This is a genomic window from Bradyrhizobium sp. AUGA SZCCT0182 (assembly GCF_018130185.1).
In the GTDB taxonomy this organism is placed as follows: Bacteria; Pseudomonadota; Alphaproteobacteria; order Rhizobiales; family Xanthobacteraceae; genus Bradyrhizobium.
In genome coordinates this window covers 72,315-81,145 of sequence record NZ_JAFCLY010000039.1, presented here as the reverse complement: position 1 = coordinate 81,145, position 8,831 = coordinate 72,315, and the positions used below count along the sequence as shown (strand labels likewise).

Here is an 8,831-nt window from a genome sequence, read left to right as displayed (position 1 = left end):
CGCGGTGGTGTTCAGGAATTGTCGTCGATCCATGGCATTCCTCCCTGTGCTTTTTCTGGTTTATTCCGAAAACGAGGCTGGCAGCATCTGCGCCTGTTGCGCCTGGTATTCGTTCATGACGAGTTCCCTGATATGGCTTCGCAGTTCGCCGAATTCCGCACGTTCCTGCAGCGATTCATTGCGCGGATAGGAGAAGGGAACGTCGATGATTTGCTTGATGCGGGCTGGCCGCGCCGTCACCACCACGATGCGTGAGGCGAGGTAGATCGCTTCCTCCACCGAATGCGTGATCAGCATGACGGTCTTGCCTTCGGCGGCGAGCACCTTCAGCAGCAGGTTCTGCATGTTGCCACGGGTCTGGGCATCCAGGGCGCCGAAAGGTTCGTCCATCAGCAGAAACTGCGGCTTGACCGCGTAGGCCCGCGCGATCGCGAGCCGTTGCCGCATGCCACCCGACAGGTGCTTCGGATAGGAATTAGCGAAATCCGACAGACCCATCAACGCGAGATAGTGTTCGCAGATCTGGTGCTGCTCCTTTGCCGGAACATGATTGGCCTTGAGCTTGAGGCCAAACGCGATGTTTTCCTTGACCGTCAGCCAAGGGAAGACGCCATACTCTTGAAAGATCACGCCGCGTTCGGGGCCCGGTCCCGTCACGGGATTTCCATCAAACAACACCTCGCCGGTGGTCGGCTTCTGAAATCCCGCGAGCATGCTCATCATCGTGGTCTTGCCGCAGCCGGACGGTCCGATCACGGCGATGAAGTCGCCGTCGTGGATGTCATAGCTGACATCGTCCACCACCCGCAGTTTCCCCTTGGGCGTATCGAAGGACAGCGAGACGTGGTCGAATTGTGCGCGTTTGGCGCTGGCTGGACCGCTCATGCGACAGCTCTTTCCTGCCACACCAGCAGCCGCGCGCTGATCCGCCGCAGGATCGTATCCATGATCAGCGCAATGCAACCGATGCAGATAATGCCGACATAGATGACGTCGAGCAGGAAGTAGGTCGAGGCGTTCTGGATCATGGCACCGAGCCCGCGCTGGGCCGCGATCAGTTCAGAAGCGACTAGGGTAGCCCAGGCCACGCCCAACGCGACACGGAGCGCGGTCAGGATATGCGGTACCGTCAGCGGGATGATGACCTTGCGAAAAATCTCGAGCTCGCCGGCGCCGAGCGTTTGGGCGACGCGGATGTAGAGGGGCGTGATTTGCGAGACGCCTTCATACATCACGATCACGCCGGCGAAGAACGAGGCATAGAACAGAATGACGAGCTTGGCGATTTCGTCGACCCCGAAATAGACGATCACCAGCGGGATCAGCGCGATCGGCGGCAGCGCGCGAAAGAAGTTGATCATCGGATCGGCGAAGGTCCGCGCCGGCCTGTACCAGCCAAGCAGGAAGCCGACGGGAACGGCGACGAGGATGCCGAGCATGACGCCGAGAAACACCCGCCGCGTCGATGCAAAGACGTCGTACAGCAGGCCTTCGTGCAGCAGCAATTCGACGAACTTCGCCGCAACCTGATGCGGCGACGGGATCAGGGAAACATTGACGAATCCGCTCCAGCGCACGGCGTACCACAACAGGATCGCGCCGGCCCACGGCGCAAGTCCAAGTAAAAAGCGTCTTGCGACACTTCCGTTCATTTTTGGGGCTTCCGGCTGCAATTGCGGTTGATGTGAGGAAAGTCATATTATAAATAGGATGACCATACAAGAGGCGGCGACGTTGCGCCGCGCTCCGGGTTCTTGAAATGACATCGCCGAACTTCACAGTCCGTAGCGTCCAGGCCTTTTGCTATCGCTATCCGTTGTCGACGCCGGTCGTCACCTCGTTCGGCCGAATGCTGAACCGGCCGGCGGTATTTGTCCGTGTGGAAGACGCCGACGGAAATGCGGGTTGGGGAGAGGTGTGGTCGAACTTTCCATCCACCGGCGCCGAACATCGCACGCGACTTGTGAATGAGGTGTTGGCTCCCGCGGTCGCGGGATTTGCAGTCGGGGAGCCGTCGCAGGTATTCGAGAAACTCACACAGGGTACAAGCGTGCTCGCCCTGCAATGCGGGGAGCCTGGACCATTCGCACAGGCGATCGCAGGCATCGACATCGCCATATGGGATCTCCATGCACGGCGTCGCAAGACAGCGTTATGGAAGCTCCTCGGCGGCGTCCGTCAAACGATCAAGGTCTATGCCAGCGGCATCAATCCGACCGGTTCGCGGCAGATGGCGGAAGCAGCGCTGGCTCGCGGGCATCGCGCGCTGAAATTGAAGATCGGCTTCGAGGCGGCGGCCGACCGCGCTAACCTCGCATCGCTTCGCGACCTCATCGGGAACGGCATGCTGGCCGCCGATGCCAATCAGGGCTGGTCGATCGACCGGGCACTGGAGATCGCGCCCGGATTGGCTGAATTCAATCTTGCCTGGCTGGAGGAGCCGATCCGTGCCGACCGGCCATGGCAGGAGTGGCAGGCCTTAGGGAAGGGCGCGGGCGTACCGCTCGCCGCGGGCGAAAATATCGCGAGCCGTGACGGATTCAAGCAGGCTATCAGTGACGATACGTTGTGTGTGGTACAGCCCGATATTGCCAAATGGGGCGGGCTGACGGAGTCCAGCGCCATCGCCCGCAATATTGTCAAATCCGGCAAGACTTTCTGTCCGCATTATCTGGGCGGTGGGATCGGCCTGCTGGCATCAGCGCATTTGTTGGCAGGGGTAGGCGGGGACGGCCTGCTCGAGGTCGACTCCAACGACAACCCGTTGCGCGATCGATTTTGTGGTCCTGTCGTCGATGTCCGCGACGGAGCGGTCACCTTGAGCGACGATCCCGGCCTCGGCGTCGAGCCGGACCTTGCTTCAATCGAACAATACCGGACGGCCTGACATGACGGCGCAAGGCTACGACTACATCATCGTCGGCGCTGGGTCGGCCGGCTGCGTCGTTGCCAACCGGCTGTCGGCCGACCCCTCCTGTCGCGTACTTCTGCTGGAAGCCGGCGGTTCGGACCGGAGCTTCTGGCTCAAACTGCCGGTCGGCTACTACCGGACCATCTTCAACGAACGTTTTTCCCGCCTGTTCAAGACCGAGCCGCACGAGACCACTGGCGGCCGCTCGATTGTCTGGCCCCGCGGCCGCGTGCTCGGCGGTTCGTCGTCCATCAATGGCCTGATCTTTATCCGAGGTCAGCACGAGGACTTCGATGACTGGGATCGGCTGGGCGCGTCGGGATGGAGCTACCGCGAACTGCTGCCGTACTTTCGGCGCTACGAACGTTATTCGGGCGGCGAAAGCCAGTACCATGGCGGCCTCGGCGAGTTTGAGGTTTCGAACCTGCGCAACAACAACGCTGCATCCGCGGCCTGGGTCGAAGCCGGCGTCGAGTTTGGACTGCCGCGCAATTCCGACTTCAACGGTGAGACGACCTACGGCGTCGGCAGCTACCAGCTTGGCATCGGCAAGCATTGGCGGACGAGTTCGGCATCGGCCTTCCTGAAGCCGGTCGTGTATCGGAAAAATCTGACGGTCATCACCGGTGCGCAGGTCAGCAAAGTTAGTTTTCGCGGAAGCGTTGCCACCGGTGTCGAGTGGGTCGCGAATGGCCGGACGTTGAGCGCCAGCGCGGATAGCGAGGTCATCTTGTCAGCCGGCGCGTTGCAGTCGCCGCAAATACTGCAATTGTCAGGCGTTGGTCCGCCCGGTTTGTTGCGCGCGTTCGCCATTCCCGTCATCGCTGATTCCCCGGAAGTCGGGCGTAATCTGCAAGATCACTATCAGGCGCGGTTGATCGTGCGGCTAAAGCAGCGCATCTCGCTGAACGATCAGGTGCGCAATCCCGTGGAGTTTGCCAAGATGGGATTGCAATGGATGTTCGCCGGCAGCGGCCCGCTGACCGTCGGCGCAGGGCAGGTCGGCGGCGCTGCCTGCACGGAATACGCCGCTGGCGGGAGGCCTGACGTTCAGTTCAACGTCATGCCGCTGTCGGTCGACAAACCCGGCGATCCTCTGCACCGCTATTCCGGATTCACGGCATCGGTTTGGCAGTGTCACGCCAAATCGCGAGGAAAGCTTTCGATCCGTTCAACCGATCCGTTCGAGCAGCCGCGGATTGAGCCCAATTACTTTGCCGAGGAGATCGACCGCAAGACGATCGTCGCGGGCCTGAACATTCTGCGCAGCATTTACCGGCAGAAATCATTCCGCGATCTCTGGGACATCGAGATGGTGCCGGGCGAAGCTACGGGTGGCGATGCCGGCCTGTGGGATTTTGCCCGCAAGACCGGCGGCACGGTTTTTCATTGCGTCGGTACCTGCCGGATGGGAAGCGACGAGACATCGGTACTCGATCCACAATTGCGGGTTCGCGGCGTCGAGAGACTGCGCGTGATCGATGCATCCGTGATGCCTCAGATCACATCGGCCAACACCAACGCCACCAGTCTGATGATCGGGGAGCGCGGTGCTTGTGATGTCGTAGCTGCAAGCCGGAGAGCGTGAGATGGAACTGATTTCCGACAGTCACGTCCCAAAATATGCACAGATTGCCGATATCTTCCGGCAGCGTATCGCTCGGGGAATATGGGCGCAGGGCTTGCGGTTGCCCGCGAACGAGAACCTGGCGGCCGAGTTCGGCGTCTCCCGCGTTACCATTCGCCAGGCGGTCGATCTGCTGGTTCGTGACGGCATTATAGAGGCCCGGCAGGGCCGTGGCACGTTTATCACTGGCATCTTGAAACAGGATCGCTGGCTCAAGGTCGAAACCACTCTGTCCGACCTTGCGGAGGTTTACCGCGACACTTCGCCTGAAATCATCAACATTTCGGAGAGCCGCACCGATGCGCCGCTATTGCCCGAAGACGGCAAGGCAGCGACAAATTATGTCTTCATGCGGCGCGTGCATTCGCGAGATAAGCGGCCTTATTGCGTGATCTCGATCTATCTCGACGAGAAGGTGTTCAGGAAATCGCCAAGGCGATTTCGCAAGGAGACGGTGATTCCGATCCTGAAGGATATGCGCGAACCGACTATCAGCAGCGCCCGGCAGACGCTGACGATTGGCACCGCCGATCTCGAAGTCGCGAAGTTGCTGCAGGTGCCCTTGAATTCGCCCGTTGCCGAGGTCCGGCGGGTGTTTACGACCGCGGACCGAACAGTGATTTATTTGGGTGAGGTCACCTATCGCGGCGATTTCATCCGCATCGACATGGATTTGCGGCCGTGAAGGCTCCTTCATCGGAAGAACAGTTCCGGACTTTCGCTGAGAGACCGCTTACAGAAAGTGCAAGCTCCGATTGCTCAAGTGCACTTTGAACGACGCAACTCGTCAAAGCAGAGGAAACTGGACTGACGTCTCTTCGTTTGCCTCGACAAAGCCGGAGATCGAGACGCCTAAAAGCCTAATTGCTTTTTTAGTCGGGAAGATAGCCCTTAACAGGTCGGCCGACGCTGTCGCCAAGGCATCCCGGCTTCCGAAGGCATCGGTCGCAGTCCTGCTCCGTGAGATCAATTCGAAGTCGGCAAATTTTACTTTGAGCGTCACCGTGCGACCCCTCGTGCCTTTGTCTTCGCAATGCCGCCAGACCTTATCGATCAGCGGCTGCAATTCTAAGAGCATGGCGTCAAAATCGATAAGATCGGTCGAGAAGGTATTCTCCGAGCCAACGGACTTACGTATCCGATCGGGACGGACCTCGCGATTGTCGACGCCGCGCGAGATCCAATAATAATAGCTTCCGGCTTTACCGAAATTGGTTTGCATAAACTCAAGCGACTGATTGCGCATGTCCAGACCGGTATGGAGGCCAAGCGAATTCATTTTTGCGCTGGTCGCAGGGCCGATGCCATGAAACTTGCCGACCGGCAGGGCCTCGACAAACGCAGGTCCCATTTCGGGCGTGATGACATACTGGCCGTTCGGCTTACGATAGTCGGAGGCGAGCTTAGCCAGAAACTTGTTGTACGAAATCCCGGCCGATGCGTTGAGTCCCGTCACCTGCTTGATCTTCCCGCGGATCGCGAGTGCGGCGTCGCGCGCGAGCGGAATGCTCTGCAAATTCTCAGTGACGTCAAGATAAGCTTCGTCCAAAGACAGCGGTTCAATGATCTGGGTGTACTCGGCAAAGATCTCGTGGATCTGCTGCGAGACCGCCTTATAGACCTCGAATCGCGGCTTCACGAAAATCAGGTCAGAGCATTGCCGCTTTGCGGTAACCGAGGGCATGGCCGATCGGACGCCCAACTTCCGTGCTTCGTAACTCGCCGCCGCCACGACGCCTCGCTCTCGCGATCCACCGACCGCAACCGGCTTGCCGCGGAGATTCGGATTGTCCCGCTGCTCGACCGAAGCATAGAAGGCGTCCATATCGACGTGGATGATCTTTCGCTGGCGGCTTTCGGTCATCGCACTCTGCTGAGGAACCGCTTCCGTTGCTTCAAAATTTCAAGCCGGCTTTCTGCCTGCGGCAGCCCTGATGAGTTGCTTGACAAATCAGAGCATGCCGGAACAAAGATAGAACGATTTCGGTGTTACAGCAACGGCGGAGTGGCGACTTGGCGCTCTGCGTTCGGTTCAGGGGAAAGCTCAAAGGCTCTGCGGATGAAACGGCCGGATTTACCCGTCTATTACTACCACGACCATTTCGTCGAGATGCTGGCGTTTGTCAGAGCGACTTATGGCTCGATCCTCACGGATGAACACGAAGCGTTCGTGGCGCGGTTCCAAAAACCTTTCCAAGGATGCGCAGTGTCTGTTGATACGGATGGTCAATCGGCGGGGAGCGATCTTCAATAGGTCGCTCTTTAAGTACGCGGAGATCTTGGAGCTGGAGCGGGCAGCAGACGAGCTACTGGCGCGTGGCCAGGCCAGGCTTCTCAAGGAAGAAGACTATGCTTTGTTTGTTACGTGCCTGCCCAAGGACGTGTTGGTAAGAGGTGCAAAGGCGGCGCAGCGGACAGACGTCCGGGCCTCTTGGCCGAAATCGAAATTAATCGATTACTTTCTGGCGCAGGTTCCATTTAGGGTCGCCGCAGAGCATTGTGGGGCAGCCCAATTCATTGCTTTAGATGACGTCAGGCCCCTCGAATTCCTGCTCTACCTTTACTTCGGCAAGACTGAAGAAGACTTGAAGAACTTTGCCCTGCGCGATCTGGGCATTATGAGGACGAACAAGGTATCGTCATTTAAGGCTCGTTTCACAGATGGAGACGAGGCGAGGGCGTGCTTCCACTACAGCCAGCTTCTCGATCGGATCGAACTGAAATCGCCTAGCGTCCACCAGGAAGCGGTCGCCGACATCTTCAGTGGTCCCGATTGTCCGAGCGATTATGCCGCTGATCTGCGCAGCCGCGCCGCCTGCCAGGTTGGCCAGTTTTTCGAGAAGCTGGGAGACAAGGATCTCGCCAGGCAGCTTTATCGCGCCGGTTCATCGCCGGAATGCCATGAACGGTTGGTCCGTCTGCTTTATGGCGCCGGTAATAAGGCAGATGCAGAAGATTTGTTGCGGCGGATGATCGACGATCCCGCCAGCGACGACGAATTCATGTTTGCTTCAGACTTTTACGCCCGGAAGTTCGGAGGCCGCCGGGCGGGATTGTGTACGGAGCTACTCCGCGCTGGCGTGACGTTGACTGTCGACGACACCTATCGCGGCAATCCGGAAGCGGGCGTCGCCGGAGTGATGCGCCGCAGGGGTTATAGGGTCTTCTTTGCGGAAAACACTCTCTGGCATTCGTTTTTCGGATTGTTGTTCTGGGATGAATTGTTCGAGTCCGATCTGCTTCATAGCAGTTTCGATTGGGTGCCACATTGTCTCAAGGATCGCAGCTTTGCGCGTCGGTTTGCAGCTCAGATCGACGCCAAGCTGGATGCAGTACGGTCCGGGCATGCTCTCAATTTACTGCTGCGCCCGATTGCGGAAAAGTGGGGCCGTCCGAACGGGATTTTCGCCTGGGACCACGTCGATGTCGACGCGCTGCGGTTACTGCTGTCTGGAACCAGCGGCGATGGAATCGCGACGATCGTCCGCTCGTTGTGTCAGAATTTCCGAGACATGCGTGACGGGTTCCCGGATCTTATGCTGGAGAAGGACGGGATTGTCTCCTTCATGGAGATCAAAGCCGAGGGCGATGTAATCCGCCGCAACCAACTTACCCGGTTGCGACAACTCGGAAACGCCGGGATCCGCGCGGAGATCGCCCGGGTCGACTATCGCTTCGATCCAGAGCAGGATTATGTGGTGGTCGACGTCGAGACGACGGGCAGTTGGGCGTCCGGCGACCGGATAACCGAAATCGGCGCGGTCAAGATCCGCAATTACCAGGTCGTCGACGAGTGGCACTCCCTGGTAAATCCACAGCGTGCCATCCCAGCCAAAATAACGCAGATCACAGGCATCACGAACGAGATGGTCCGCGATGCACCCGTATTTTCCGATATCGCGGACAGCTTCATGCAGTTTATGGGCGACGGGATCTTCGTCGCGCACAACGTCAATTTTGACTATGGATTCATCAGCTACGAATATCGACGGCTTGAGCGCCGCTTCCGGTTTCCAAAGCTATGCACGGTTACCGGAATGCGTCGGCGCTACCCCGGACACAAGTCGTACGGCCTAGGAAGGCTGTGCGAACATTACGGAATTGAACTCGAGACGCATCACCGTGCACTGTGCGATGCACGGGCCACCGGCCACCTGCTGAGCCTCATGAATTTCAAGCGGGAAGGTGGCGCGACCGACCGTGCGGATGAAGCGGCCTGACAAACAGCCCGATTCAAGCCGATTAAGGTCGAGATTGTGTTGAGCCTCGTGTACGAAGGCCGGACCGATCGAA

Annotated in this window: 7 protein-coding genes; 4 read left to right on the top strand and 3 right to left on the bottom strand. The window is 58.8% G+C overall.

Translation table 11 applies throughout. The features are described from left to right. Window positions 1–60: 60 nt before the first annotated feature. Window positions 61–885 (bottom strand): ABC transporter ATP-binding protein, encoded by an 825-nt coding sequence (locus tag JQ611_RS31510; protein WP_212467634.1) that lies wholly within the window; start codon window positions 883–885, stop codon window positions 61–63. Then, the gene (locus JQ611_RS31505) at window positions 882–1,652 is read right to left on the bottom strand and encodes an ABC transporter permease (protein ID WP_212467633.1); all 771 of its coding nucleotides are present in this window, start codon (window positions 1,650–1,652) and stop codon (window positions 882–884) included. Before JQ611_RS31505 ends, JQ611_RS31510 begins: the two co-directional genes overlap by 4 nt. A gap of 107 nt (window positions 1,653–1,759) precedes the next feature. On the opposite strand from JQ611_RS31505, the gene JQ611_RS31500 reads away from it, so the two are divergent. From JQ611_RS31500 to JQ611_RS31490, 3 genes are read left to right on the top strand one after another with little or no spacing between them, the layout of a single operon-like run. Continuing rightward, complete coding sequence (locus tag JQ611_RS31500; protein WP_212467632.1) at window positions 1,760–2,887, top strand: mandelate racemase/muconate lactonizing enzyme family protein; 1,128 nt, start codon at window positions 1,760–1,762, stop codon at window positions 2,885–2,887. Between the two features lies 1 nt (window position 2,888). Continuing rightward, complete coding sequence (locus JQ611_RS31495; RefSeq protein ID WP_212467631.1) at window positions 2,889–4,499, top strand: GMC family oxidoreductase; 1,611 nt, start codon at window positions 2,889–2,891, stop codon at window positions 4,497–4,499. A gap of 1 nt (window position 4,500) precedes the next feature. Then, the gene (locus JQ611_RS31490) at window positions 4,501–5,223 is read left to right on the top strand and encodes a GntR family transcriptional regulator (RefSeq protein WP_212467630.1); all 723 of its coding nucleotides are present in this window, start codon (window positions 4,501–4,503) and stop codon (window positions 5,221–5,223) included. A gap of 102 nt (window positions 5,224–5,325) precedes the next feature. Here JQ611_RS31490 and dinB read toward each other — a convergent pair whose 3' ends face one another. Further along, window positions 5,326–6,402 (bottom strand): DNA polymerase IV, encoded by a 1,077-nt coding sequence (gene dinB / locus JQ611_RS31485; protein ID WP_212467629.1) that lies wholly within the window; start codon window positions 6,400–6,402, stop codon window positions 5,326–5,328. 289 nt (window positions 6,403–6,691) lie between these two features. Here dinB and JQ611_RS31480 point away from each other — a divergent pair, with 289 nt between their 5' ends. Beyond that, on the top strand, window positions 6,692–8,758 hold the full coding sequence (locus JQ611_RS31480) for an exonuclease domain-containing protein (RefSeq protein WP_249133606.1): 2,067 nt from the start codon (window positions 6,692–6,694) through the stop codon (window positions 8,756–8,758). Window positions 8,759–8,831 lie beyond the last annotated feature (73 nt).

Coding starts and splice junctions, on each gene's coding strand:
- dinB (WP_212467629.1), bottom strand. CDS start 6,402: ATGACCGAAAGCCGCCAGCGAAAGATCATCCACGTCGATATGGACGCC.
- JQ611_RS31510 (WP_212467634.1), bottom strand. CDS start 885: ATGAGCGGTCCAGCCAGCGCCAAACGCGCACAATTCGACCACGTCTCG.
- JQ611_RS31490 (WP_212467630.1), top strand. CDS start 4,501: ATGGAACTGATTTCCGACAGTCACGTCCCAAAATATGCACAGATTGCC.
- JQ611_RS31500 (WP_212467632.1), top strand. CDS start 1,760: ATGACATCGCCGAACTTCACAGTCCGTAGCGTCCAGGCCTTTTGCTAT.
- JQ611_RS31480 (WP_249133606.1), top strand. CDS start 6,692: ATGAACACGAAGCGTTCGTGGCGCGGTTCCAAAAACCTTTCCAAGGAT.
- JQ611_RS31495 (WP_212467631.1), top strand. CDS start 2,889: ATGACGGCGCAAGGCTACGACTACATCATCGTCGGCGCTGGGTCGGCC.
- JQ611_RS31505 (WP_212467633.1), bottom strand. CDS start 1,652: ATGAACGGAAGTGTCGCAAGACGCTTTTTACTTGGACTTGCGCCGTGG.